Below are 1,051 nucleotides of genomic sequence, written 5' to 3'. Positions count from 1 at the left end.
CAACACCCTCCGCCCCCATTCGAGCCTCGGCGGCCTCGCGCCGTCGGTGTTCGCCACCCGGTCCGATCAGGGCCAGATCACCGCCGGACCAAACTTATGACCGGCAGGAAAATGGGGAGCACGTCATCATCGTCAGCTGCACCACGGTTGCTTCGCCGCGGATCGCGTCCAGGGCGACCTTGGCCTTGAACTCTGCTGAGGGCCGCTTCCGCCTCCCGGTCATCGGGATCGTCCTTCTCTCAGGTCGACCCAAGCTTAGCGGACTGCCCGCCGGACGGGGGTCACCTCAAAGTAACCACTTCAATCACTTCACCACACTCAGGGAAATGCTGCATGCATAGCTTGGTCGAAAGCACGCGCACGCGAACACAAGGCAGTCACTGTGGGCCAGTTCCGTTCCACTGCATCTGCGGCAGCCAAGCGGCTAGGCCGCTTTCTCTTGTCAATACGGAGTCCCTTCGGTAACTGCTGCAATTGGGTTTCGATGTTGGCGCAGCACTCCACGTCCGCCAAGAGCGCATGGTTTGCCGGCAACGTGGCTGCGGCTTGCCAAGCTCCTGTATTCATGGCGGGGATACACACTACAGTTTTCGCGCCCGGCGTGGCTGGACTCAACCAGGAGAGCAGCACTTGGAACACGCTATCTTGTAGATCTGACACTGAATGGGAAGCAATTGTGCACGGCAAAGGCGCCCATCCACGCGCTTTAGCTTCGGTGTCCGTGGTCTGGCCAAGGTCCTTATACGAGAAGGTGGCCACATCGGCATCCAAATGCAATACTACACCATCGAAAAACGTCAACGTTGGATCAGCTTCGACTGTACCGCCATTAGGTTGACATCGAGCGGCGAGTTGGCGGCACCACTTCAGGACACCCCCCCAACCGTTTCCCCGTTCGGGTTTGGTCGCCTCAGGCTGGAGCTGGTCGCCTGTGAAGAAGGCGATTTGAGCGCGATCGGCGTTCATACGGCGGCGTGACGCTCGCTTTGTAGCGAGGCGGCGATTGCGAAGAGCAGGGCGACGAGGGCACAAAGAAGCTTCCTCAGCCATG

General features: G+C 59.8%; 1 protein-coding gene. It reads left to right on the top strand.

The window, feature by feature from the left end; genetic code table 11:
• Window positions 1–771: 771 nt before the first annotated feature.
• Window positions 772–978: a hypothetical protein gene (locus J3S89_RS19795; protein ID WP_217930262.1), complete on the top strand. Its 207-nt coding sequence runs from the start codon at window positions 772–774 to the stop codon at window positions 976–978.
• The last annotated feature ends 73 nt before the right edge of the window (window positions 979–1,051 follow it).

The organism is Pinisolibacter aquiterrae, assembly GCF_019160155.1.
GTDB lineage: Bacteria > Pseudomonadota > Alphaproteobacteria > Rhizobiales > Ancalomicrobiaceae > Pinisolibacter > Pinisolibacter aquiterrae.
This window is presented reverse-complemented; position numbering and strand designations above follow the sequence as displayed.